Annotated in this window: 17 protein-coding genes, 1 tRNA gene and 1 pseudogene; 3 read left to right on the forward strand and 16 right to left on the reverse strand. The window is 42.9% G+C overall.

Going from position 1 to position 25,849, the window contains the following annotated elements; all coding sequences use genetic code 11:
• Positions 1 to 133: 133 nt before the first annotated feature.
• The 8 genes and pseudogenes from AC04Q6_RS08145 to AC04Q6_RS08180 form a co-directional block, all read right to left on the reverse strand.
• The gene (locus AC04Q6_RS08145) at positions 134 to 682 is read right to left on the reverse strand and encodes an IS200/IS605 family accessory protein TnpB-related protein (protein ID WP_476389628.1); all 549 of its coding nucleotides are present in this window, start codon (positions 680 to 682) and stop codon (positions 134 to 136) included.
• A 14-nt stretch (positions 683 to 696) separates the two neighbouring features.
• Positions 697 to 916 (reverse strand): annotated as a pseudogene (locus AC04Q6_RS08150) (ParB/RepB/Spo0J family partition protein); the annotation flags it as partial.
• A 326-nt stretch (positions 917 to 1,242) separates the two neighbouring features.
• Positions 1,243 to 1,316, reverse strand: a tRNA-Arg gene (locus tag AC04Q6_RS08155).
• Between the two features lie 438 nt (positions 1,317 to 1,754).
• On the reverse strand, positions 1,755 to 2,630 hold the full coding sequence (locus AC04Q6_RS08160; protein ID WP_021976387.1) for a DUF3881 family protein: 876 nt from the start codon (positions 2,628 to 2,630) through the stop codon (positions 1,755 to 1,757).
• A 33-nt stretch (positions 2,631 to 2,663) separates the two neighbouring features.
• A complete protein-coding gene (gene serS, locus AC04Q6_RS08165) occupies positions 2,664 to 3,959 on the reverse strand; it encodes a serine--tRNA ligase (RefSeq protein ID WP_021976386.1) in 1,296 nt (431 codons plus the stop codon).
• A 27-nt stretch (positions 3,960 to 3,986) separates the two neighbouring features.
• Entirely contained in the window at positions 3,987 to 4,514 is a 528-nt protein-coding gene (locus AC04Q6_RS08170; protein ID WP_021976385.1) for a DUF4446 family protein, read from the reverse strand.
• 8 nt (positions 4,515 to 4,522) lie between these two features.
• Positions 4,523 to 5,452 (reverse strand): ParB/RepB/Spo0J family partition protein, encoded by a 930-nt coding sequence (locus AC04Q6_RS08175; protein WP_021976384.1) that lies wholly within the window; start codon positions 5,450 to 5,452, stop codon positions 4,523 to 4,525.
• Complete coding sequence (locus tag AC04Q6_RS08180) at positions 5,452 to 6,219, reverse strand: ParA family protein (protein WP_118063702.1); 768 nt, start codon at positions 6,217 to 6,219, stop codon at positions 5,452 to 5,454. Before AC04Q6_RS08180 ends, AC04Q6_RS08175 begins: the two co-directional genes overlap by 1 nt.
• A gap of 2,186 nt (positions 6,220 to 8,405) precedes the next feature.
• Between AC04Q6_RS08180 and AC04Q6_RS08185 the strand changes: the two genes are divergently transcribed.
• Complete coding sequence (locus tag AC04Q6_RS08185; RefSeq protein WP_021977461.1) at positions 8,406 to 8,849, forward strand: SseB family protein; 444 nt, start codon at positions 8,406 to 8,408, stop codon at positions 8,847 to 8,849.
• Positions 8,850 to 9,661: 812 nt separating this feature from the next.
• Complete coding sequence (locus AC04Q6_RS08190) at positions 9,662 to 10,615, forward strand: alpha/beta fold hydrolase (protein ID WP_118063700.1); 954 nt, start codon at positions 9,662 to 9,664, stop codon at positions 10,613 to 10,615.
• 297 nt (positions 10,616 to 10,912) lie between these two features.
• Here the strand turns inward: AC04Q6_RS08190 and AC04Q6_RS08195 are convergent, their stop codons facing one another.
• Positions 10,913 to 11,503 (reverse strand): TetR-like C-terminal domain-containing protein, encoded by a 591-nt coding sequence (locus tag AC04Q6_RS08195; RefSeq protein WP_118071876.1) that lies wholly within the window; start codon positions 11,501 to 11,503, stop codon positions 10,913 to 10,915.
• Between the two features lie 574 nt (positions 11,504 to 12,077).
• Here AC04Q6_RS08195 and AC04Q6_RS08200 point away from each other — a divergent pair.
• Positions 12,078 to 15,440: a YhgE/Pip family protein gene (locus tag AC04Q6_RS08200; RefSeq protein ID WP_476389629.1), complete on the forward strand. Its 3,363-nt coding sequence runs from the start codon at positions 12,078 to 12,080 to the stop codon at positions 15,438 to 15,440.
• Positions 15,441 to 15,596: 156 nt separating this feature from the next.
• Here the strand turns inward: AC04Q6_RS08200 and AC04Q6_RS08205 are convergent, their stop codons facing one another.
• The 7 genes from AC04Q6_RS08205 to mnmE form a co-directional block, all read right to left on the reverse strand.
• The gene (locus AC04Q6_RS08205) at positions 15,597 to 17,210 is read right to left on the reverse strand and encodes a DUF4340 domain-containing protein (RefSeq protein ID WP_118071874.1); all 1,614 of its coding nucleotides are present in this window, start codon (positions 17,208 to 17,210) and stop codon (positions 15,597 to 15,599) included.
• Positions 17,210 to 18,739: a GldG family protein gene (locus AC04Q6_RS08210; RefSeq protein WP_118071873.1), complete on the reverse strand. Its 1,530-nt coding sequence runs from the start codon at positions 18,737 to 18,739 to the stop codon at positions 17,210 to 17,212. Before AC04Q6_RS08210 ends, AC04Q6_RS08205 begins: the two co-directional genes overlap by 1 nt.
• A gap of 13 nt (positions 18,740 to 18,752) precedes the next feature.
• Positions 18,753 to 19,616 carry an ABC transporter permease subunit gene (locus tag AC04Q6_RS08215; protein WP_021976020.1) on the reverse strand — a complete coding sequence of 288 codons (864 nt, stop codon included), beginning with the start codon at positions 19,614 to 19,616 and terminating at the stop codon, positions 18,753 to 18,755.
• Positions 19,613 to 20,671, reverse strand: a complete 1,059-nt coding sequence (locus tag AC04Q6_RS08220) for an ABC transporter ATP-binding protein (protein WP_118063689.1) — start codon at positions 20,669 to 20,671, stop codon at positions 19,613 to 19,615. Before AC04Q6_RS08220 ends, AC04Q6_RS08215 begins: the two co-directional genes overlap by 4 nt.
• Positions 20,672 to 20,989: 318 nt before the next feature.
• Positions 20,990 to 21,709 carry a 16S rRNA (guanine(527)-N(7))-methyltransferase RsmG gene (gene rsmG / locus AC04Q6_RS08225; protein WP_021976018.1) on the reverse strand — a complete coding sequence of 240 codons (720 nt, stop codon included), beginning with the start codon at positions 21,707 to 21,709 and terminating at the stop codon, positions 20,990 to 20,992.
• A gap of 53 nt (positions 21,710 to 21,762) precedes the next feature.
• Positions 21,763 to 23,649 carry a tRNA uridine-5-carboxymethylaminomethyl(34) synthesis enzyme MnmG gene (mnmG, locus tag AC04Q6_RS08230; RefSeq protein WP_118063685.1) on the reverse strand — a complete coding sequence of 629 codons (1,887 nt, stop codon included), beginning with the start codon at positions 23,647 to 23,649 and terminating at the stop codon, positions 21,763 to 21,765.
• 553 nt (positions 23,650 to 24,202) lie between these two features.
• On the reverse strand, positions 24,203 to 25,579 hold the full coding sequence (gene mnmE, locus AC04Q6_RS08235; protein WP_021975972.1) for a tRNA uridine-5-carboxymethylaminomethyl(34) synthesis GTPase MnmE: 1,377 nt from the start codon (positions 25,577 to 25,579) through the stop codon (positions 24,203 to 24,205).
• Between the last annotated feature and the right edge of the window lie 270 nt (positions 25,580 to 25,849).

Genomic DNA, 25,849 nt, shown 5'->3' on the forward strand with positions numbered 1-25,849 from the left:
GAAGGAGACAAGAATTATGCTGAAAAGATTCAGTGAACTACTCGGCAACTGAGTTACCAGAGCATCTGAATTAAGGCGGGATACCGCCTTTTCAGGGTGCGTCCATGACACCACTACTGTTTGCTCTTTAGAGCTATACAGCTACTTTTATTATTTCTGGCGTTTTTAGTCCGGTTACGGACAGTTCCTTTCTCTCTCCGGATACGGAGAGATATTTTCTCAGGATGTTATATGCACCTACAGCATCTGCGTTATACTTCCGGTTTCTGTCCCTGTACAGTCCCCTTTGTTTTCGGTTGCATGGCTGTGCATATCTTTTTTCCACCTCTGGTGACAGCGGACTGCACTGGCTGGTATAGCTTTCTTCCTGTCTTACAAAACGGATCCCGTACATCTTAAGCTTATATTCCATCATGCTATAGAGCCTGTTATACGGCAGATTGTGGAACTTCTGGTTTGTTCTGTGTCCCAGGTCTTTTCCTTTCCGGATATTCCGGATATCCCCTGCCACAACACAGGTAATTCCCTGTTCACGGCAGTATTTTGCAAAGTATCTTGTGATCTTGTGTAGATAATCCGTTACCGAGTTCTGCTTTTTCTGATATAATCTGCGAATATGTTTTGATGTGACTGGATGTTTTATTCCCTTCACAGACTGCTGTCCATACCATTGTGCCTGCACCCTTGCAATCTCTTTATGAAAATATCTTTCCAATCTTTTACCTGAAACGGGTGCTCTTTGAACGGACGAAGACGCTCAATCTCAATTTCTATGATTCTTTCTTCGTTTTCTCCTGATTGTCTGTTTGGCTCAGCCATCTTGACTCCTTTCCTCCAGGATTCAGGACACTAAAAAATGCCTGCCTGGAACTTTTATAGATAGTAAAGTTCCAAACAAACATTGCTGTTTGACCATTAGCTGTAGCTAATAGAATTGAATACTGTTTCAGCTAATTTATGTTTGCAGGTTTGGGAGAGATTGTTTCTTTTCCCGCCTTTTCTCTGATTTACATTCCCAAATAAGGGGTGACAACAGAGCGGAACCCAAATGTTAGCTGGACTTCCTAAAACCCATGTTTGCAAACCGGTGATTTTGATTAGCTGTCAGCTAACAAAAATCGGATTGCGTTAGCTGGAAATTGATCATTTTGAATGGAATTTCATCTCACGAACGTGATTAGAAAATAACAAAAGCGTTCGTTGTCAGCTAATCCAGCTAACATTTTCGAACGCTTTGAAGCCCGTCGCCAAGAGGATTTGAACCTCCGACCCCTCGCTTAGGAGGCGAGTGCTCTATCCAGCTGAGCTATGACGACACATGCCGCAAACCCTTGATTTTACTGGGTTTCTAGGATTTCTCCCTTCGGCCATATATAAGATTATCAACTCTTTTTCGAGTTGTCAATCTACAGATTTTTTTGATTTGGTAACATTAGAACGTTCCCCAATTTGGGGAATGCTTTGTTGTCACCATTAGCATTTTTCAGAATAGATTCGAACTGAAAGTTGTTTTTCATTTTTTCCCTTTGGGGAATGCCTCGGCTTTCTCTTAGGAGGCGAGTGCTCTATCCAGCTGAGCTACGAGGACATATATGGTTGTGAAACATTTCGGATGCTTCCGGAAGTTTCACAACCATTATTTTACTATATTTATTTTGAAATTACAAGAATTAATTCCGTGTCTGGCAAACTCCTGTTACTTTGCCGGCAAAGCAGCGAAAGTAAAATATTCATCTCAGACCCCGAGATTTTTTTCAATAATGCAGCTGTCCCTGCAGCCAGATCGTTCCTTTAAAGCGGCGGCCAACTGCCGGCTCACCGAGAAGATCTTTGCTGTTGATGCAGACATCAAACTGCATATCGTTGCTCTCAATAGTCATCTGGCAGATTTCTTCGCCAGTCAGGATATTCTTAAATTTCATGATGTCCAGAATCTCGCCAAGTACATTGTACTGGTCACACTCAATTCCATATGGCATGAAATAGGAATCCACAATGGTTAAAATATCGTCAGTAACGATCCTCTGGGAGATCATGGAATACGTATCCATATCTTCCATTGTAAGGCTTTCCATTGCTTCCTCATCACCATTTCTTGCAGCCTCGATAAGATTCGTTCTGTTTTTGGCAAGCTCTCGCTCCACCTTTACAGCTTCTTTATCTTTCTGCACCGGAAAAAGGATCTTTCCTTCTGAAGCAAGACCGGAAACGGTTACAGGTCTGTTTCCGGGATCTTTCAGGCCTCTGCATTTTTCCTGCATATATTCTGCCGGATTCTGCAGATAAAAGATCATCGTCACACCAATACGAAGATCATCACATGCACCTGCATAAGATTCTTTCTCTGTATGACGTTCAACAGTTACTTTTTCCCTGGATGTGATTCCTGTTCCTCTGAAAAACGGGAAATAATATTCCACGTGAAACTCACCGTTCTCATCGTACTGACCACAAACGCTGATTCCACAGTCGCAGCCGTAATTCTTAGAAAACTGTACAAATACACCTTCCGGATGATTTTCCACGCAAACTTTTTCATCGTAGTTTGCGATCACATCACGGATGATCTCTTTTACTTCACTTCTTCTGGTAACCTGTGAAAAGCCAACGGCCTTTAAATAACTATGCACAAGAACACCTCCCTGAAAAAGCCTGCGTTTCTCTTACGCGCGTGTCTTTTTCTCAATCTTTGTCATACCGCCCATGTATGGCTGCAGAGCTTTTGGAATGCTTACAGAACCGTCTGCATTCAGGTTATTCTCCAGGAAAGCGATGAGCATTCTCGGAGGTGCTACTACTGTGTTATTTAATGTATGTGCAAGATATTTCTTACCATCTTTTCCGTTTACACGGATCTTCAGACGACGTGCCTGTGCATCACCAAGGTTGGAGCAGCTTCCTACCTCAAAGTATTTCTTCTGACGTGGGGACCATGCCTCAACATCAAGAGATTTCACCTTAAGGTCAGCGAGGTCACCGGAGCAGCACTCAAGTGTACGAACCGGAATATCAAGAGAACGGAACAGATCTACTGTATTCTGCCACAGTTTGTCGAACCACATTTTGCTCTCCTCTGGCTTGCAGACAACGATCATCTCCTGTTTCTCGAACTGATGGATACGGTAAACACCTCTCTCCTCAAGTCCGTGAGCACCTTTCTCTTTACGGAAGCATGGAGAATAGCTTGTAAGTGTTTTCGGAAGCTCTTCCTCCGGAATGATCTGGTCAATGAATTTACCGATCATGGAATGCTCACTTGTACCGATCAGGTAAAGATCCTCACCCTCGATTTTGTACATCATAGCGTCCATCTCAGCAAAGCTCATAACACCTGTAACAACGTTGCTTCTGATCATGAAAGGCGGTACACAGTAAGTAAATCCACGATTGATCATGAAATCTCTTGCGTAGGAAATTACTGCGGAATGAAGACGTGCGATGTCTCCCATCAGATAATAGAATCCGTTACCTGCAACACGTCTTGCGCTGTCAAGATCGATTCCGTCAAAGCTCTCCATGATATCTGTATGATATGGAACTTCGAAATCCGGAACAACCGGCTCACCGAATTTCTCGATCTCTACGTTCTGGCTGTCATCTTTACCGATCGGTACCGAAGGATCGATGATGTTCGGGATTACCATCATGTCTTTCAGAAGCTCTTCCTCAACCTCTTTCTCTCTCTGGGAAAGTTCCTCGATACGTGTTCCGGATGCAGCAACCTGTTTTTTAACCTCTTCTGCCTCTTCTCTTTTTCCCTGGCCCATAAGAGCACCGATCTGTTTGGAGATCTTGTTTCTCTCAGCACGGAGAGCCTCAACCTCCTGCTTAATCTCTCTGTTCTCTTTATCAAGTTCGAGAACCTTGTCAACCAGCTCCAGTTTGCTGTCCTGGAACTTGTTGCGGATATTCTGTTTTACAACCTCCGGATTCTCTCTCACAAACTTAATGTCTAACATGATATTCCTCCTGTATTAAAAATATTCTTATTTTTGTTCCTTCTCAATCTCACCAAGTCCGAAGTTTACAGCTTTTCTCAGAGCTTCCACTTCTTCCTGGCTGAGGACAACATAGGACTCACCTTTTACAATCTCCTTTAAATAAAGAAAACAGTTGTCACGGCTGTGAACCGCATTCAGGATCAGACCTGTGTTATTCTTATCAAGAAGCGCCAGCGCAAAACTGAGTTTTCCGCCTACATCATCAAAGGCATCATACTTCTCAACTCCATATTTGCTGAACATTACATTCAGATTTTTTTTGATAAAGCTGATGTCATGATCATGATCTTCCTTTGCCTCATACAGCCGGTCGATCTGTGCAAATTTTCTTACAAAAACTTTTTCCAGTGACTGTGCATCTCCGCCTCTCATAAACAGCTTATATTTCCGTTCCAGGCGGCTCAGACGCATATTGCTGCTCACCACATTAATCAGAAGAATGATGGTAAGGATCAGCAAAATAATGATCACAATCCCGGAATCAATTCCTATGCTTTCAAAAATCCCGCTCATTCTGCCTCCTATCTGATAGATTCGAACAGATCAATGATCCTCTCCAGTTCATCCCTGGAATAATATTCAATTTCAATTTTACCTTTGTTGTTTTTCTTTCGCTGAATGGATACCTTTGTTCCCATGATGCCTTTCATTTTTTCTTCCAGGCTTTCATAAATGGCATCTTCTGCGGTATTTCTCTCTGTTTTCTCTTTCTTTGCCGGGGAAACCAGATTTTTTACAAGTTTTTCCGTCTCACGGACACTGAGTTTCTCGTCAAAAACCTTCATGGCTGTATTTTCCTGAAGGGTTTCATCGGAAATTCCCAGAAGTGCTCTTGCATGGCCTGCAGAAATCATATCTGCAATCACCATTTCCTGCACTTTTGAAGTAAGCTTCAGAAGACGCATGGAATTGGTTACCGCTGTTCTGCTCTTGGCAACTCTGTCTGCGATTTCATCCTGTTTCAGGTGAAACTCTTCCATCAGACGTTTGTAGGCCATTGCTTCCTCTATAGGGTTCAGATCTTCCCGCTGAATATTCTCAATCAGAGAAATCTCCACGATCTCCTGGTCCGTAAACTCTTTTACCACAACCGGAACTTCCTTAAGACCAGCCATCTTGGCTGCTCTCCAGCGACGCTCTCCTGCTATGATCTCAAAATAATCCTTCTTATCTGATACCAGCAGCGGCTGAAGAACGCCATACTGTTTGATAGACTCAGAAAGTTCCATCAGTGCGTCCTCATCAAAATGCCTTCTCGGCTGATTCAGATTCGGTTCCACACTGGAAATTTTTACAAGACGTTCTGCCGCAGGTTTTTCCTGTGCTTCTGTTTTTTCTTTCTTAACTGTGGATCTTGTCCTTTTTGCGGTTTCCTTTGACGGTCCACCGGCTTTATTAGGAATCAGTGCATCCAGACCTCTTCCAAGACCTCCTGTTTTTCTCGCAGCCATTATTCGCCCTCCCTGCTGATAACTTCTTCTGCCAGAAGACGGTAGCTTTCTGCTCCTGTAGATCTTGAATCGTACAGGTTAATTGGTTTTCCATAGCTTGGAGCCTCTGCAAGTCGTACATTTCTCGGAATGATCGTTTTGTATATATTCTGATCCAGGTTTTCTTTTACATTCTCTACAACCTGGAGTGACAGATTTGTTCTGGCATCATACATGGTGAAGACCACGCCTTCGATTTTCAGACGTTTATTCAATCTGTCTCTCACCAGTTCGATGGTATGTATCAGCTGTGACAGACCTTCCAGTGCGTAATATTCACACTGAATCGGCACCAGAACAGAAGTTGCCGCCGTCAGGGCATTGATTGTCAGCATGCTCAGTGACGGCGGACAATCCATGATTATGTAATCATATTTCCGACGCAGTTTGTCAGTAATCTTTTTCAGGATATATTCCTTATCCTCAAGATCTACCAGCTCAATCTCAGCACCGGAAAGATTCATATTCGATGGTATCAGGTCAACATTATCTACTACGTTTTTTATAATGGTATCTTTGGTCTCTGCTTCTCCAAGCAGCAGCTCATAAAGGGTATTTTCTACTGCATTCTTGTCTGCACCAAGTCCACTTGTGGTATTTCCCTGCGGATCTATGTCAATGGCAAGAACCTTTTTCCCTTTTTCAGCAAGGCAGGCCGATAAATTAATCGCCGTTGTTGATTTTCCAACCCCGCCTTTCTGATTGGCAACTGCAATGATTCGTCCCATTTTACCCCTCCTTTTTTGTATTTTTTAAGGGATTTTTACTCATTGGATACCATTATAACACTTTTATTTTTAAACCGCCACATAATGTTTCACGTGAAACAATAGAAAATGGGTTTTGAATTATTTTATTTATTGTATAGTATACCCAAACCACAGTGCTCTTAAACTGCCCTTACAATACTCTGTTTTATTGCAAAACCACAGATGATTCTTCTCAGGGCAATGATTCCACTTCTCTCTTACAGTACTATAGCAGTTCCAGGAATGCCTCAAAAAGATCGGTCCCATACGTAATCTCCGTAATGATTCCACCTCCCTCCCACAGTATTTTTACTGTAATGCCACAGAACTGAACGCCAGCGTTTTTACCGGATTTTGCCTTACAATATGCTTGCTGTTCTTACTGCAAAACTGACCGCGCGTATTTCAGTACCTGCATGGCAGTTTTTTACATTTCTTACAATATGCAGCTCTTACTGCCTGGCACGTTCTGTTATGCATTTATGAATGCAATTATTTCATATTTTATTATCAGCAATTGCTGCTCTTTTTCAGCGTATATGCCCCCAAGTTTGTCACCATTTAACCAAATCAAGTAAGTCCCCTGCGGGGTTGCGAAAAACAATAAGCAGTGGGTGGGGGACTTGCTTGTATCAGGAGGAGTGCAAGCTCCTCCTGATAAACTGCGGAGCAGCTATTTGGTGTAGAGCTACGTAGCGAAGCGGATTGCGAATATCCGCTTGACCTGAATCAAGTAAGGCCCCACCCTCTGCTTATTTCTTTTCGCAATAGAATCAGGAGACTTACTTAATTCGATTGGATAGATAAAATCATTTACATTTGTCATGTAGTTATGTCTTGCTTCTATATATCAAATTACTCAAACGCCTCTCTATTTCCCTTCAGGATAAAAGCAAAAACAACTGATACTACGATGAAGAGCGAAATGTTGTAAAAGATTTTTTGGTATCATTTTAGAAAATATAATGGCATATTTTGATATATAGCAAAATGAAACAGCGATTTTTGGCGTATTTTAGGGATGTCTGATTTTTGCCATTTTTATCATTTTTATATAATATATAGAAACTACAAGTTACTAAAAACGCTTATTTTACAAGCGTTTTATCGCTAGTATAGTTGAATTTATATTGTACAGGAAAAGCGTATTATTTTTTCATTTTAACCAGCAAGTTTCATTTTGTGCTATTCCTTTTTCCTGGTTATACGCCGCGAAGCGGCGTATTTATATTTTTTATTTCCGAAATATCCCATTATGTATTATTTGTCTCCTGTCCTCGTCAAAACCAGCTCAAACATAGCAGAAACACAGCAAAATAACAGCTCTCAGGCGCCCTAAAACGCCTCTTTTTTTCTATATATGGGCCGTCAAGTGGATATTCGTAATCCGTTTCGCTGCCTGCCCATAGCCGAATAACTACTTCGTAGCTTATCAGGAGGCATGTAGGCCATCCAGATCATTGTTAAGCAGGCATTTGCAGCAAAAACAGCATTATTTTTTCTATTTTTTTCGTATCTTTCATCGTATTTTTAACCAAATCAAGTAAGTCCCCTGCTTCAATTGTGAAAAGCAATAAGCAGTGGGTGGGGATTTGCTTGTATCAGGAGGAGTGCAAGTTTCTCCTGATAAACTGCGGAGCAGTTATTTGGTTATGAGCAGGCAGCGAAGCGGATTGCGAATATCTGCTCGACTGCGTGCAGGTGCACATGACGGTGTTTGGGTGTTTTTGTGCATTTTTATATATGTACTATAAATCGTACACATATATTATTGCGGTACTATAAACCGTACTTTTATATCGTTTTTAGCGTTAAACCTTCGTATTTTGACGTATTTCTTTTTTCATTTCCCACCTTCGCAGAAAAGTCCGATATATTGGACATATGTTTTTTCTTTTCTCATTCCATACTACTATCCCTTTTGTCAAATATCATTTTTTCTTTTCAAAATCTTTATGAATTCCCCCCTTGTTCTTCTTCTCTTATTCTCAGCTTATCTCTTTACACTATCGCCATATAATTTATCGATAAAAATCTCCGACCCTACTCCATACCCCCGCAGATGCAGGCACGTTTGCGTTTAACTTAATCTTGCCGCTCTATTTCCTGAAATGCTATAATACAATCACGAACAATCTATCTATATCGAAAGGAATATTTCTATCATGAATCCAACCAACAAAGATCAGGCAAAGGCTCAATTAGATAAAACGCTTCAGGGAAATGACAAAATCGAAACTGCAATCGCTGCTCTCCAGCAGGATGCCACTGAAGAAATGCTGGCGCACGTTCTCACGGTAATTCGTCGCAGAATGAAAGAGTATGCTCAGCTGATCGTAGCTGTAGAACCACCAAAAGGTGATGGAAAGATTAATCTCCAGGCTATAAAAACCGGTGATGGAAAACAATGGTGGGCTGCTTTTACCAGTTTTGACGAAGAATTAAAAGGCAGCAGCCAGATCATGTCTACTTTCACAGCAGACATTGACAAAATTTTTCACGCAGCACTCCAGGAACCATCTATTGAAGGAGTAATCATCAATCCCTGGAACCGCACTATTATGCTGAATAAAACTTTAATCAATATTATTCTGGGAAATCCTGTATAATTTGACTCTCTGTATCCACAACCACAGCTATGGCAAGTGAAAACCGGCAGAGTATTTATTCACTCATAAACTGTGGTGCAATTTATTCGGTGCAGAGCTACGAGCAATGCGAGATGCAAATATCCGCTTGTCCAGTAGATAGCTGCACCTCCGTAAATAACTACAGCATCTATGGCATAATTGCTTTACATTTGTCAAAAAAAATCTCCTGCCTCTCACTAAGTGAAGCGGATATTCGCAATCTGCTTCACTACTTGCTCATAACCGAATAATTAACTACTTCGCAGTTTATCAGAAATTGCTTACACTCTTCCTGATACAATCAATCCCCCTGCTTATTGCTTTTCGCAATTGAAGCAGGGGACTTACTTGATTTGGTTAAAAAAGGAACTATTTGCCTGTATTACATGCAATATATGTTTCACGTGAAACATACACTGTAAAACAGTCAAGTAAATAAATTCATCCGCATTTATTACTTACTCATAACCGAATAACTGCTTCACGGTTGTATCAGGACCTGCTTGTGTTCCTGATACAACCTCATCCCTCCACACACCACATTTTGTTTCTCGTAGCTTCACAAGGAGATGGGAACTTTCCTGATTCGATATAAAAAATATCGCTCATTTTCTATCTTGTTTCACATGTTACCTTCCTTACTCCAATCTACAAAAGCATTGTAAATTTTCCACCAATAGCGTATAATAAAAGCCAGAAAATATTCAGAAAAATACCATCAGATCAGTGAATTTTAGTGCATCGAACAGTATTTTCCCAAATCATTTAATACGAATTTCAGGAGGCTTTCAATGAAGAAAAACGGACATAAACTACTTACTCTTGCTGCTTTATTAGGAACAGCCACAGGAGTTATTCATATTACAAATCGTTTTATAGATGCCACATCTCAGCTTAAAGATATGCTGGAGCAACCACATGGTAAAACATATGACTGGCGTTTTGGAAAAATCCACTATACAAAGCAGGGACATGGTTCTCCACTGCTTCTCGTTCACGATATAATGCCAGGCGCATCTGGCTATGAATGGAATGCCGTTGAAAATCAGCTGGCAACAGAACATACCGTTTACACGATTGATCTTTTGGGCTGTGGACGCTCTGAAAAGGCAGAGATTACCTACACAAATTTTGTATTTGTGCAGCTTCTCTGCGACTTTGTTAAGAATGTAATTCACGAAGAAACAGATATTATTGCCAGTGGTTTTTCCGGTTCTTTTGCAATCATGGCATATCGTAATAATTCCGACTATATTCGCAAGATCATGCTTGTAAATCCACCAAGTCTCAGTTCACTGAAGCAGGCCCCATGTGAAGACAATAAATTATTCAAACACATAATCGAACTTCCTGTCTTCGGAACACTGATCTATCATATCGCATGTGCACGTGAGGCTATCAGCAGCATGTTTATGGAACAGTTATTTTATAATCCGTTTCACGTGACCGATACACTTGTAGATACTTATTATGAATCCGCGCATAAAGGTGGTTCCAACGCCAAATATCTCTATTCCAGCTATATTGGCAAGTATTTGAATATCAGCATCAACAACGCAGTTGAATCTTCTGATGCCTGCATTTATATCATTTCCGGCAAAAAAGAGGCTTCTGGTTCTCTCATTGCCGAAGAGTATCAGAAACTGAATTCTTCTATTGAAACTGCAACAATTCCTGATACCAGACATCTTCCTCACATCGAAGATCCTGAGCATTTTCTGGAGCAGGTATCAATTTTTCTGTAAACAAAAAAGCTCCTGCTTGCAGGATTCTCCTCCTGCGGCAGATTGCTTCAGCGGCATAATTGGCATAATTTCTCTCCGGCGCAGCGTGATCCTGCCCGGAGATTTTTTTGTGTCATTGGAACATTACGGAGTAATCACCTATGGCATAAAAAAATGGGGTTGTCACATTGTGATATGCTACCCTCATATAGGACAATGAAATATAAAAGTCCTATATGGAGGCAACAATTGTCAGTGCGACAACCCCATTTTCGTATTTTATTTATTATTGTTTCACGTGAAACATCAGCTCTTATTTTATCTTAAAGCCTGTTCCAAATACATATGTGTTGTATTATCAATCAGCTTATGGGTAAGCTCTGCCATATGCTGTGTAGATTCCTGGTTTTCAGAAGAGAGCCATGTCTTGATCATTCCTACACATCCATTCAGACAAAAGGCGTACGCATACTCAATATCCCGATTATTCTTAGGCAAACGAATAGACAGACGATGCAGAACTGTATCCGCAATCAGCTTTTCGATTCGGCTGACAAACGCCATATCCCCATTTTTTCCGAGCAGTGCAATACAAATATCCTTATTATTATCCAAAATTGTAAAAATCTGCTCAATAAACGGATAAGAACTCTCCTTATTGTTAAGAGGATCAAGCGGATAATCTTCTACTAAATGAGAAACTTCATCCATCAGTTCCGCCTCAATAGATTCTAACATCTGGTAAATATCTGTATAATGAAGATAAAACGTGGAACGGTTGATATCTACTTCTTCCACCAGTTCTTTCACAGTAATCTCTTTAATACTCTTCTTCTGCATAAGACGTGCTAATCCTGCTCGAAGCTGTGCTTTTGTTTTCCGTACTCTTCTATCAACTTTTTCGGCCATTTTTCTTTTCCCCCTGTTATTCCGTAAAGCTATAATAAGTAAAGCGGACATTCGCATTCTACTCTACTTCATGTTCATAAATTACCATATAGTCAAGCGGATATTCGCAATCCGCTTCGCTACTTGCTCATAACCAAATAACTGCTCCGCAGTTTATCAGGACTTGTTTGTACTCCTCCTGATATAAGCAAGTCCCCACTCATTACTTATTGCTTTTCGCAATCCCGCGGAGAGGGCTTCCTTGATTCGGTCATTTTCTCTCAACTATAGTATTTCTGGAATTACTATAATATCATGTTCGTGTCTGCAGCCATAAAAATCATCTTTCTGTATTAGACATTTTTCGCATTTATGTCCATTAATATACATTCAGTAAATATTTAATGGTTGTATCTATGTTTTGTGTTTAGTATAATACATCACGTAAAGAAAATCAACACTTTGTTTGATAATGGATTTGAGAGCTATTAATAGAATTCAGTATGTTTAATAGATTTTGAAGCCATTACTGGAATAAAGTTTGATTAAGCAACTAAGCTTTATATAAAACTAAATAAAGAAAGGGATAGGTAAAATGATCAAAGACGAATGGAAAAGCCTACTTCGTAACAAGCTCATGCTTATCGTTGTAATCGCTATCATCGTTATCCCGCTCATCTATGCAGGCCTGTTTCTGAAATCCATGTGGGATCCTTACGGAAGCGTGGATAACCTGCCGGTGGCCGTGGTAAACGAAGACAAACCAGTTGAGTATAATGGCAAGACGCTAAGTATAGGTAAGGATATGGCGGATGAGCTGAAAGACAACGACTCAATGGCATTCAACATTGTAGACAGCAAAACAGCAGAGGACGGTCTGGCAAACGGAACCTACTACATGGTTATCACAATTCCGGAAGACTTCTCCGCAAATGCAGCTACTGTAATGGATGATAACCCCAAGCAGATGGAGCTGACATATCAGACCAATCCGGGAACCAACTACATCGCTTCCAAGCTCAGTGAAACAGCAATGCTGAAGCTTCGCGACAACATCGCCTCCCAGGTTACAGAAACCTATACAGAAACCGTTTTTGATTCTATCTCAGAAGCAGGTGACGGAATGCAGGAAGCTGCTGACGGATCCGGAAAACTTGAAGACGGACTGACTACAGCTGCTGATGGTAACAAAACCATTACCAAGAACCTGAAAAAACTTTCCACAAGTACTCTTACATTCGTAAGCGGTGCTGACAGTCTCACAGAGGGACTTAAGACATACACCGATGGTGTAGCTCAGGTTAACGACGGAGCCAAGAGTCTGGATGATGGAGCAAAACAGCTTGACAGTGGTGTTGCTACTCTCACCAACAAGGTACCGGAGCTTACAACCGGTGTTGACACTCTGGATAAAGGTGTGAAACAGTACACCGCAGGTGTTGATCAGTTGAATGAAAACTCCGATGCACTGAAAAGCGGTGCAAGCAGCCTGGAATCCGGTGCCAAAGCTTTAAGCGAAGGTATCAATACTCTTTCCAGTGGTGCTACAAAGTATGTCAGCGGTGCAGATACTCTGGCTGATGGAACAACCGCTTATGTAAAGGGTGCACAGGAACTGGCAGACGGCGCTAAACAGCTCTCCGCTCTGGAAAGCCTTGGAGATGTTTCTGATGGTATCGCTCAGTTAAATACCGGCGTTACAAAAGGAACTAAAGATTCTCAGTCTCTGGTATCCGGAACTGCAGCTCTGGAAGCAGGAACCAAAAAACTTAACGACACTGTTTCTGCTCTGAAGGGAAGCACTACTGAAGAATCCTTCAAACAGCTTTCCAGTGGCCTTACAAAGGCTCAGAAAGGTATGGAATCTGCTTCCGCCGGTATGACTAAGGCTCAAACTGGTATGGAATCCGCTTCCGCAGCCATGACTCAGGGTGCGTCAGCTGTTACCGGTCAGATCGTACCTGGTCTTAACAGTGCAGCAAGTGCTCTTACTGATGCAAGTACAATGCTTTCTTCCAAAGCAGAGGGTCTTGGTACTGCATTTGGTGGAATGAAAGCTCAGATCAGTGCAGTAAGCTCCGCAATGGATACATACGGACAGACAACAACTTCAACACTTAATGACGCAAACGGAAGAATTGATGCCGCACAGCAGGCTATGAACTCTGCTGTTGCAGAACTTCAGGCAATTCAGAGCGCACAGGATGAAGATGGAAAAATTTCCGCTGAAAGCCTCAGCAATGTGATCAATACTCTGTCCGGTGCTGCCGGAAGCGCTTCTCAGGTAGATACTTCCTTTGCAGCCGGATATTCTGATCAGGTTTCCCAGTTGGGCGTTGTAAATGGTGAAATTGATGCAGTTCAGGGAGAACTTGGAGATGCACTTTCACAGCTGAACAGCAAAACTGAGGATATTAAGAGCAGTGTACAGACTCTGACAGGTGCTGCAGCAACTTTGAACCAGCTTGCAGACGGACTGACAAGTGGTGCTACAGAAATGAGCAATGGTGCAGCAGAAATGGGCAGCGGTGCTACAGAAATGGGCACAGCCGCTACTACAATGGGCGCAGTTGCAGGTCAGCTTCCTACAGATATGATCTCTCAGCTTTCCGCTGTTACACAGCAGCTGTACGCGGGTGCAACAGCTGTAAATACCGGAACAAAAACTGTTTCCGCCGGACTTCAGAAACTGGAGACTGGTACCGCAGCTTTCCCGAAAGCAGCCGCCGGAATCAAAGCTCTGAACGATGGATTTGATAAATTAACCGCAAACAACAAGAAACTTACTGATGGCGCAACAAGTCTGAAAAAAGCAGGAAAACAGATCACAAGCGCACTTCCGCAGGTGAAATCCGGTGCAGGTCAGCTTGCCGATGGTTCTGAAACACTGACTACAGGAATTAAGACATACACAGATGGCGTCGCTAAACTGGCCGCTAACAGTTCTGCTCTTACAAGCGGTACCAGTCAGCTTTCCACTGGAGCTAAAACTCTTTCCAGCGGTGCTACTACTCTTGCAAACGGAACTAAGACATTAGCAAACGGTACCTCAACTCTTCTCAGTGGTACCAAGAAACTTGTAAGTAACAACAGCACTCTGAACAATGGTGCGAAACAGCTTGCAGATGGTGCTGCTCAGATCCAGAGTGGTTCCTCTCAGCTGTATGATGGTTCCAAGAAACTTGGAAGTGGTATGAAAGAACTGAAAGATGGTTCCAAGACATTAACCACAAGCCTCAGTGATGGAGCTAAAACAGTTAAAGATAACTCAGCAAGTGATGAAACAATTAAAATGTTCGCAACACCTGTTGTGAGCGATGAAACAAAACTTACCGATGTTCCGAATAACGGACACGCAATGGCACCTTATATGATGTCTGTAGGCCTCTGGGTTGGTGCACTGGCATTCTGCCTGATGTATCCTCTGGCTCAGTATAAAGGCAAACTGAAATCCGGTTTTGCATGGTGGGCAAGCAAAGCTTCCGTACTTTATCCGGTAGCAATGCTTCAGGCAATCTGTCTGATCCTTCTGTTACATGCATTTAACGGATTCACCCCTGCTGAGATGGGCAAGACAGTTCTCTTTGCCTGCCTCGCAGCAATGACCTTTACATCTATGATGTACTTCTTCAACATTACACTTGGTAAAGTAGGAAGTTTCCTGATGCTGGTATTCATGGTCGTTCAGCTTGCAGGATCTGCCGGTACTTATCCGGTCGAGATTTCTCCTGCATTTGTTGCAAAGATTCACGCATACCTGCCATTCACTTACACAGTTGATGCATTCCGTGCAACGATCAGTGGTGGCAGAAGCATTACTACTTCTGTAATTGTACTGGCTGTACTGTTTGTGATCTTCACGGTCCTGACAATCCTTCAGTTCAATCACATGGCCAAGAGAAAGAAAGAAGAAAAAATCGTTCTCTTCGACTGGCTGGAAGAAAGAGGTCTTGCTTAACTAATATGTAACTGACAGAAGCTCCCCCGAACCTTCTGTTGGATATAAAAAAAATAAAACCTGTACGGTGGACTGAAAAACCACTGTACAGGTTTTTTTATTATAGAAAGCCCCGGAACTCCTGATCCATGGAATTCCGGGGCTTAGTTTTATTTTTCACTTTTCCGCCTCAGCCGTTGGTGTTGCTGTGGCTTCTGTTTTTGATTCACCGTTTATCAGTGTCTCATATGCATTAAACATTTCTTTTACCGTCATTTTGTTTACGAGAAATACTTTGTTTCCAACGACAGCTGCGTAATAGTTTGTGTCATATGTGTAGAAGGTAACGGTTGTCTGGTTCTTATCAGAGTCTGTGAATACAGCAGTCATCTCCGGGTCTGTAGCCGGTGTATAAGCGTCCGTCAGTCTCTTCTGGCCTGCCATATTTATCAGCTTGTTATAGAAAGTGGTAAAGGTTGTACTTTCTATCTCCTTACCATCCAGCTGATAAGTCGTTGTCTCTTTGTCATTGCCGTCATCATCTTTGGATGTTTCACGTGAAACATTTACAGTATTTGTTGCGCCGCCGTAAGTAACCTGAAGCTGATCCAGATTTTTTACAGACAGATAATTGACGATCAGTGACCAGAGATCTGATGGTGCTTTGTCAATAACTGCGCTCAGAGTATCCGCGGACATTGTATAAATATGTTTGTTATCCACAGTTACATATCGACTGCCATCACTTGCTTCATCGCCAACGTAGATAACAAGTTGTTTATCTACTGTTGTTGTCTTGGTATCCTCTGAAGAACTGCTGTCATCAGAAGCATCCGTGCTGTCAGAACTATCTGTCGAACTGTTTTCTGCTGAAGCTTTATCATCAGTACTGTCGACACTCTCAGAATCACTCTCAGAGGCTGTAGAATCCTTTTCTGAAGAATCTGTACTGTCTGAGCTGTCATCCTTCACCTCTTCCTGATAATCCACTGTAATCGTCGCATACGGCTTATCAAGGCCATACTGTGAAAGATCCTCTGCATTATAATTTACAAACTGATCATATGCAAAATTTCCAAGTCCGGAGGTTACATTTCCTGCTGCTGTAGTATCCGCAGTTTCTTTATCACTGCTTCCATCGCTGGAAACATCCCAGGTAGCTCCATCAGAATTTTCTTCCAGAACATAGGAATCTTTATCCTCGCTTACCTGGATTTTCTTTACTGTGGAAGAATCAATTGTCGGGAAATCTTCTCCCTGTGCATAATCGTAAAGAGATTTCATAAACGGAGTGACCGTATCTGCCGCTACTACATACACAGTACTGTCATCATCATCTTTGGAAATGTAATACTGATTCGTGGAAGTATTCTCATCTCCGATATTAAACTTGGTTGTGCCATCACTGGTATCAACGGTCACCGTATTGGACGGGGAATCCAGTCCATATTCGGTAAGATCGTCTACTTTTTTCAGAACCCTGTCAGCTTCCACCTTTTCGATGGCGGAAGCTGCAGAATCCAGAGTTGTCTGATTTACAGGGAAAGCAGTCTCATCTTTTTTCACCCAGGAATCATCTTTTTTCTCAAAGGTAGTTTCCTTCTTGTCTACGATAAATTCCAGAGATTTGATGTCATCCGTTTTCACGGAAAACACTTCTGTTTTGCTTTCCTCCTCACTGCTGCTCTCTGTCTTTTCCTCTTTGGATACGTAGGTATTCAGTCCCACATACGTACCACCTAGAACTGCCAGAACAACAACAGCTGAAACAAGTTTGGTTGATTTTTTCATTATGCTTTTCTCCTCTTAAGCCAGATTAAAAATCCTGCAACAAGGAACACTCCCGGGATCAGACCAATAGTACAGATCTTCCAGAAGGCCGCATCATAATCCGTTACGGTCAGGCTTGTAGACTCAAGGCTCTTGGATGGGATGGAAACGGAATTGCCGTCATCTGTGCTGGTCATCCAGTTTAAGGACTCCAGAAGAAGTTTTTCATTTCCGCCGGATACCATCTGGTTTACCTGACTCTCCATCAGATTTGCTGTGGAATAGTAAACGATCTGTGTTTCCTTGTCATCATCCAGTTTCTCAGTAATGGCAACACCAAGATCAAACGGGCCGTCTACATCTCCGTCTTCTTTCTCGATATTGCTGCTCTGCATGTTTGTCTTAGAGTAAGCCTGGTCAGAAGTTGTCAGGATACTGTCAATCGTTACGGTATCTCTTACATCATCTGTTTTCTGAATACCCTGTGCATATGGAGCCAGTACATAAGAGCCTGCGGAAGCGGTCTCAGAGCTTGCATCTGTGCTGTTAACAGTCGGTACCAGATAATACGGCATCTGCATTCCATAATGCTGGCTGTCGCCCTCAAATACGATTCCTGCTGCACGCTTTACGCCATAATTTTCAAGGACAGCATCGAAGTTCGGCAGATCATCCTGTGTATAATCAGAGAAGATCATGGCCTTTCCGCCCGCCTCCAGATAATCCAGGATCTCTGTTTTTTCTTCCTCGGAAATATCGCTCGTCGGAGATACGATCATCAGGCAGTCAGCATCGTCCGGAACTTTTCCTTCTGTGAGAAGGTTCAGATCCTTGATATCAATGTTGGCTTTCTGGATATCCTCTTTAAAGCTGGAATCCAGATCTTTTTCGCCATGTCCGGATAACGTGTACATGATCGGAAGGTTCTCGGATGTCACATATCCGATAGCACTTGTGATCTGTCCCTCACCGTCAAATCCGGTCGTGGTCTGCTTCCAGGTATTGTAGTCTACAGAAGTAGAATACATATCGTTGTAATTGATAACTTTGTTTCTGTCTCCGCAAACTACGATCAGGCTGTTTGATGCAAGATCATCGCTTGTATATTCAGAAGCAAATTTCGGATTTACAACCGGATCTTTTACTTCAACTTTAATATGTTTGGACTCATCTTTATAGCGTGACAGCAGGTTGGAAATCGTATCATCCTCAGAGCCGCTTGGCGCGATCTGGTAAATGGTCACATCTTTATCCAGTGCTTTCAGCACTTTCTCTGTCTCATCACCGATGGTATAAAGCTTGGATGAACTTACATCCAACTGCGAATATTTAGACGGGATTGCACCTACGATCATATTGATCACAACTACGATCACGATAAAGATCGCTGCCATAGCCATGCTGTAAGTACCATTTTTAATATGCTTTTTACTGATAGTGCCTACCAGTTTTTTCGGATCTGGTTTATGTTTCTTTTTCCCGGAATCCTGCGCAGTTTCTGTCTCTACTGCCTCGCTTTTATTTTTCTTGAATTTCTCACTGAATTTCATTTCCATTCACCCCCTAGTTCCAGCGTCTCTTCTGAATGGACTGCATGGTGAGAAACAGACAGATTGCAACGACAGAGATAAAATATACGATTCCTGTCACGTCAAACACACCGTTTGTAAAGTTCTCATAATGTCCGCTCAGATTAAATACATTCAGTACTTTCTGGATACCACCCTGGAAAATACTTGATTTTACAACGTATACGATCACAAGGGCAACTTCTCCTACAACTCCGATCACTGCAGAGATCAGAACATTTTTGATCATGGTATAAATGATAATTGCGATCGCCACGATCAGAAGTCCGAATGCCACTGCCGTTGACATGGAAGTCTGTGAGAAAAATGAGGAAATTCCATTCATCATATAGAAAGCAAACAGAAATACAAAAGTAAGTACTGCTGCAATTACCTGGCTTTCCGTAAGTGCTGACATAAATACACCAATTGCCAGATTCGCACATCCAAGAAGGAAAAATCCCAGGATTCCTGTATATGCGGAAGCATAGGAAATGGTTCCAAATTTACTCATGATCAGTGGATAAAAGCACATGATCACAACCGGAATGGCAAATACGGCTACCAGTGCAAGGTATTTTCCAAATACGATATCCCACACAGATATCGGCGCTGTCAGAAGCAGCTGATCTGTTTTTTGTTTACGTTCTTCTGCAAGTACACGCATGGAAAGGATCGGCACACCGATCAGGAACACGAAGGTCAGTGCGCTTAATGTAGATTCAAATTTTGAATAACCTGCTGAGAGCTGATATGCGGAAAAATAAATTCCAGTCAGCACCAGGACAAAAAATATGAAGAGATATCCAACCATGGAGGTCAGATAGCTTTTCAGTTCTCTTTTAAAAATTGCTGTCATGACTGATCCCCCTCTTTTTTATCTGAAGCTTTCTCCGTTTTCTCAGATTTTTCTGTTTCCGAAGATTTATCTTCTACCGGTTTCCACTGTGATCTTTCCTGTTTCCCGGTGGATTTCTTTTTTTCTCCTTCGGTAAGCTCAAGGAATACATCCTCAAGAGAAACTCTCTTAACCTGCATCTCGTAGATCGGGCAGTTTGCTTTTGCCATAGCATAGAAAACTTTTTCGCGGATATCCACATTTTCCTGAATGGAAACTTTTGTTTTCCACAGTTCTTCGTCGCTGTCGTAGGACATTTCCACACCGGTAACGCCTTCGATCGTTTCCAGATCTTTTCGGATGGTATCTTTCTCGCCTTTTACTTTCATAAGGAGACTGTTGGAACCTGCTGCCAGACGTTCCAGATTGTCCGGCGTATCACTGGCTACCAGTTTTCCGTGTGAAATGATCAGAACGTAATCACATACTGCTCTCACCTCGGAAAGGATATGAGAACTTAAGATAACCGTATGTTTCTGTTTCAGGCTTTTGATCAGGTCACGGATCTCGATGATCTGCTTCGGGTCAAGTCCTACTGTAGGCTCATCCAGGATGATCACTTCCGGATATCCAAGGATCGCCTGTGCAAGGCCAACTCTCTGGCGGTAACCTTTGGAAAGGTTTTTGATCAGACGGTCTTTCATGTCTGTGATCTTTACCATATCCATGACTTCTTTTATCTGTTTGTCTTTCTGGTTTCTTGGGATTTTTTTCAGATCAGCCGCAAATTTCATGTACTCAAGAACAGTCATGTCAAAATAGAGTGGCGGCATTTCCGGCAGATAGCCGATACATTTCTTGGCTGCCTCCGGTTCTTCCAGAATGTCATGACCATCGATCATTACTTTTCCCTCTGTGGAAGCAATGTATCCTGTGATCATGTTCATTGTTGTTGATTTTCCTGCACCGTTGGGGCCCAGGAATCCGTAAATTTTCCCCTTTTCGATCTGAAAGGAAAGATGGTCAACGGCTGTATGATCGCCGTATTTTTTGACCAGATTACTTACTTCGATCACTTTACTCTCCTCCTTTTATTCTCCGGGAAATACTTTTTCAATTCTTGATTTCCCATCTTATAAGATGCCAGAGGCAAAAGGTCGTAAAACAGAGGCCCTTTGACTCTGGCGTCTTTTCAATAGAAAATGCCCCTGGATGAAACAGAGAATGGGGGAATCCAGGGGCATCTCTATCATTTTATAGTGTAAAAGTAATTTGTGATAAAAGTAGGATAAATTTGTGATAATTTTGTGAAACAAATCAGCGAAAAATCTCCTGTCACACAAATTCTTCTTTTGTTCGACAGGAGATTACATTTTCTGAGCAGCAAGATTCTGTTATGCCAGTGGTTCTCTGAGCGGCGTTCCTGCTTTTCTCGGGTATTTTCCAGGTGTGTTTTTTACTTTTTCGATGATGACCAGGGAACGGCTGATCTCGGATCCCGGAAGATCGAAGTACTGAATGTCTCGGATCTTTCCACCGAGGATTTTTACTGCTTTTTCCGCCGCTTCGGCTTCTTCCTTTACTGAGCCGGATTTATAGGAGACAAAAAGTCCTCCGACTTTTACGTATGGGAGACAGTATTCGGACAGGGTTGCAAGACCGGATACTGCTCTGGATACACAGAGGTCATATTTTTCTCTGTAGGCTTTGTTTTTTGCATATTCTTCGGCTCTTCCGTGGATGGCTGAGATGTTCTCAAGTCCAAGGAGTGCAAAGGTTTCTTCCAGGAATTTCACTCTTTTGTTCAGGGAATCCAGAAGGCAGGCTTCCAATTCCGGGAAAGCGATCTTCAGGGGAACCCCCGGAAATCCGGCACCGGTTCCGATGTCCATGACCGTTTTTACCTTGCTCATATCTACGGCTTTGACACAGCAAAGGCTGTCCAGGAAATGTTTCACGAGAACCTCATCGAATTCTGTAATTCCGGTAAGGTTCATAACTTTATTTTTTTCTACAAGGAATTCGTAGAACTGGATAAACTGATTTTTCTGCGTGTCATTAAGAGTAATTCCAAGTTCTTCGCAGCCTTTTTCCAGGATTTCTAAATTGTACATGCAGTTTCCTCTCTTATTCTTTGTTTTTTATGTTTTCATTATTCAGAATGTTATCAATGTTTATGTCCGGCTTTGCTTTCCAGGTATACAAGAAGTACAGAGATATCTGCCGGGGATACGCCGGAGATTCGGGATGCCTGGCCGATGGATACCGGTCTGTAAGCCTCCAGTTTCTGACGTGCTTCAATGCGGAGGCTTCCTACATCTTCATAATCAATGTCTTCCGGAATTTTTTTCTGCTCCAGTTTTTTGAACTGCTCCACCTGTTTCATCTGGCGGCGGATATAGCCATCATATTTGATGTTGATCTCTACCTGCTCACATACATCTTCTGGAAGTTCCGGTCTTTCTTTATCAATCGGTGCAAGCACTTTATAGTTAAGTTCCGGTCTGCGGATCAGCTCTGCAATGGTGGTTCCTGATTTCAGCAATGTACTTCCCTGAGATTCCAGAAGGCTCTGTACTTCTGCAGAACCGCCTACAGTCGTATGTTCTACTCTCTCGATCTCTTCATGGATCATTCGTTCTTTTTCCTGCAGTTTATGGTATGTCTCATCATCGATCAGGCCAACCTCCCAGCCTTTTTTGCGGAGACGGAGGTCTGCATTGTCCTGACGGAGCAGCAGGCGGTATTCGGCGCGGCTTGTCATCATTCGGTACGGCTCATGGTTTTCTTTTGTTACCAGATCATCGATGAGAACGCCGATATATGCCTCGGAGCGATCCAGGATCAGCTGTTCTTTTCCTTTTACTTCCATGGCTGCGTTGATTCCTGCGATCAGACCCTGAGCGGCTGCTTCCTCGTATCCTGAGCTTCCGTTAAACTGTCCGCCGCTGAAAAGGCCCTTGATCTTTTTGAATTCCAGTGTCGGGTAGAGCTGGCGTGGATTGATGCAGTCATACTCAATGGCGTAGGCATTTTTCACGATCTTGGCATGCTCCAGGCCTGGTACGGAATGGTACATTTCGTACTGGACATCTTCCGGAAGGGAGCTGGACATTCCTCCGATGTACATTTCATTTGTGTAAAGGCCTTCTGGCTCAATGAATACCTGATGGCGTTTTTTGTCTGCAAAACGGACGACTTTATCTTCGATGGACGGGCAATAACGCGGACCGGTTCCTTCGATCATTCCGGAATAAAGAGGGGATCTGTCCAGGTTTGCGCGGATGATCTCGTGTGTTTTTTCGTTTGTGTAGGTCAGCCAGCAGGATTTCTGCTCGATCTGTACGGATTCCGGGTCTGTGGAGAAGGAGAACGGTACGACTCTTTTGTCTCCGAACTGCTCTTCCATTTTGGAATAATCGATGGTGTTTCCGGCGATCCTGGCAGGGGTTCCTGTTTTGAAGCGGAACATTTCGATTCCCAGTTTTTTCAGAGAATCCGTGAGATAGTTGGCTGCCTGAAGGCCGTTTGGTCCTGTGTAGTTGCTGACATCGCCGTAGATGCAGCGGGCCTTGAGGTAGGTTCCTGTACAGAGAACTACGGCTTTTGCGTGGTAGGTGGCTCCTGAAAAGGTTTTTACACCGGTGATGTGGTTATCTTCTACCAGAAGTTCTGTTACTTCGCCCTGGCGGATAGTTAAGTTTTCTGTGTTTTCCAGAGTTTTTCGCATCTCGGTGCTGTAAGCCTGTTTGTCGGCCTGGGCACGGAGAGAATGGACTGCAGGGCCTTTGGACTGGTTGAGCATTTTGGACTGGATGAATGTTTTGTCTATATTTTTGCCCATTTCTCCACCGAGGGCGTCCAGTTCGCGGACGAGATGGCCTTTGGAACTGCCGCCTACGTTGGGGTTGCAGGGCATCAGGGCGATGCTGTCTACGCTGACTGTGAACATGACTGTTTGCAGGCCCAGACGGGCACTTGCTAATGCGGCTTCGCAGCCTGCGTGGCCGGCGCCTACTACTATGATGTCGAAAGACTGTTCCAGATTTTTCATGCTTTTTCTCCTTTATTTCTATTTTTTATCTTTGTTTTTATTGTGTGATGTATGTTTTGCTTTCCTTGGCAGGAGGCATGGGGTTCTTGCTTTGGGAAGATAAGGAAAACCGCAAAGGGGCCGTAAAGCCACGGCCCCTCTGCACACCCCTCGGGCTTTTTTTTAGAAGCGCTTGGTTGTGGGGATGTGTGACTTTATCGACTTTTGTCTGTATTCTTCGGTGTTGAATATGGGACGCTGTGCCGATTGTTGCAGTGTAGCTGCAACGAGGCTCTCGACGTGCGGTGCACGTCTGCGGGGGTATACAAAGTTCTGTTTGCCACGTTTCGGCTCAGTGTTGAATTGCCAGTACAGAAGCATACAGGCACAGGTTAGTAACTTTCTGCCTTTCTCAATCGCCGCACTTTGTAAAAAAGGCCCAGGGGTGTGCAGAGGGGCGCGGCCTTGTGCCCCTTTGCGGTTTTCTCACATTCCAATGTGAAGTACCTCTGCGGGCTTCCGCAACCTATACCTATGCATAAGTCCCTGCGTACTCACGCAACCCTCGTGGGAACTACTTGCCCATACAAAATTTAGAGAATATCTCATTAACAAGGTCTTCCCCAAGTGATTCTCCCAGAATCCTTCCCAAACTCTCATACGCATCCGTCAGATCTATAGAATAAAAATCCTCCGGCATTCCGCTCTCTATACTGTTCTCTACCAGAGAAAGACTCTCCTTCGCTTTCAGAAGTTCCTGCCTGTGGCGCTCATTCGTGATATATACTTCATCATTGAAGTTTATCTCCCCACTGAAGAACATTTCCCGGATTTTTTCTTCCAGATCCGTAATTCCTGTTTCTTCTTTTGCAGAGATTGGAATTACCGGCTGGTTTATTCTGGACTTCAAATCTTCTATATCTATAGCAGATTTAAGATCTGTCTTGCTGTAGAGGACAATTGTCTTTTTCTCTTGCAAAATTTTTATGATTTCTTCGTCGTTTTCATCCAGCGGTACGGAGGAATCTACGACATAGAGAATCAGATCCGCATCTGCTGCCATTTCTTTGGCTTTGGATACGCCGATCTTCTCAACGATATCTTCCGTCTGGCGGATTCCGGCTGTGTCGGCGATCTTTAATGTGATCCCGTGCAGGTTGATGTACTCTTCCAGTACATCTCTGGTGGTTCCTGCGATGTCGGTTACGATGGCTCTGTCTTCTCCCAGAAGCAGATTCAGCAGAGATGATTTTCCTGCGTTTGGCTTGCCCAGGATTACTGTCCGGATGCCTTCCTGAATAATCTTTCCGTCTCCGGATGTTTTTAACAGGTTCTGTATTTTTTCTTTTTCTTCTGCTACGATCTGCTCTAATTCTTCTGAGTATCCTGTCAGATCATAGTGCTCCGGGTCGTCTAATGCCGATTCAATGTACGCTATATGGTACAGTAATTTTTCTCTGATCTGCTGTACGGTTTTTCGGACTGAACCCTTTAATTGGCCTACAGAATTCTTTAATGAGTACTCATTTTTGGACTGTATCACGTCCATAACGGCTTCTGCCTGGGAAAGATCGATCCTTCCATTGAGGAATGCACGCTTGGTAAATTCTCCCGGTTCGGCAATAATGGCTCCGTTTTTCAGCACAGTTTCCAGTACTTTTTTCATAGCCAAAACACCGCCGTGGCAGTCGATTTCTATGGTATCTTCCCCTGTATAGGTTCTTGGTGCGCGCATGGCCATGACCAGAACTTCGTCTACCATTTCTTCACTATCATAGATATATCCATAATGGATCGTGTGGCTTGGAACGTCTTTCAGAGATTTTTTTCCTCCTTTAGAACGGTATACTCTGGATGCGATCTCGAAGGCCTCCGGGCCACTGATCCTGACGATTCCGATTCCCGATGCACTCATGGCCGTGGAAATCGCCGCAATCGTTGTCTCTTCCATTTTTCACTCTCCTTTATCAGGCGGATAAAAGCATCCGCATCTGCTATGTAATTCTGCATCAGATAACTGCTGCACAGTTTATCCGGTTAAACGCAAAAATGTTACTCCGGAAAAGCTTTTTACACGCAAAAAACACGTGTTATTCACGCTTTCACCTAGAATAACATCTTCTGTCAGTTTCCATATTTATAAAGCTGATCTCTGCATTCCGGATGTCCGCTGCAGAAATATCTTTTATTATTTGCTCTTCAATGATTATAAAGAATTGTT

The organism is Blautia sp. HA9023, from assembly GCF_056504095.1.